The 757-nt window shown below is 72.3% G+C and carries 1 protein-coding gene; it reads right to left on the minus strand.

Translation table 11 applies throughout. The features are described from left to right. Positions 1 to 110: 110 nt before the first annotated feature. Positions 111 to 757, minus strand: a 647-nt coding sequence (locus tag ACLQ27_RS32140; RefSeq protein ID WP_425870256.1) for a hypothetical protein, incomplete at its 5' end; no start/stop codon positions are given.

Below are 757 nucleotides of genomic sequence, written 5' to 3' on the forward strand. Positions count from 1 at the left end.
TGTGACCGCCACCGCGGAACAACGTTCGTGCGTCGGGCCGCCCCATCCGGGTCGGCCCTCGACTGCGTAGCGCCATTGGTGGCGCAATCAGGAAGGATGTACCTGTGAGTTCAGGACCGCAGGGCGGAGATCGTCCCCGTCGTTCCGAAGACCGCACCGACGGCCCGGCTGGACGCGACCGTGGTGCGCGCCGCGACGACCGCCCCCCGTACCGGGGAGATCGGGACAACGCCGGCGGCGCCCGGGGCGGATATGCCGGCGGTCGTGACGGCGGTTCCCGTGGTGGTGACCGCGATGGATCGCGTTCGGGTGCCCCGCGTGAGGGTGGTTTCCGTGGCGGCGACCGCGAGGGTGGCTTCCGCGGTGGTGACCGTCGTGAGGGTGGTTTCCGCGGTGGTGACCGCGATGGATCGCGTTCCGGTGCCCCGCGTGAGGGTGGTTTCCGCGGTGGCGACCGTGACGGTGGTTTCCGTGGCGGTGACCGTCGTGAGGGCGGCTACCAGGGTGGCGGTGACCGTGGCCGTTCCGGTCCGCCGCGTGAGGGTGGTTTCCGCGGGGGTGACCGCGAGGGTGGCTTCCGTGGCGGTGACCGTCGTGAAGGCGGCTTCCGTGGTGGCGACCGCGATGGATCGCGTTCCAGCGCCCCGCGTGAGGGTGGCTTCCGTGGCGGCGACCGCGAGGGTGGTTTCCGTGGCGGTGACCGTCGTGAGGGCGGCTACCAGGGTGGCGGTGACCGTGGCCGTTCCGGTCCGCCGCG

This window comes from Micromonospora sp. DT63 (assembly GCF_049841615.1).
GTDB lineage: Bacteria > Actinomycetota > Actinomycetes > Mycobacteriales > Micromonosporaceae > Micromonospora.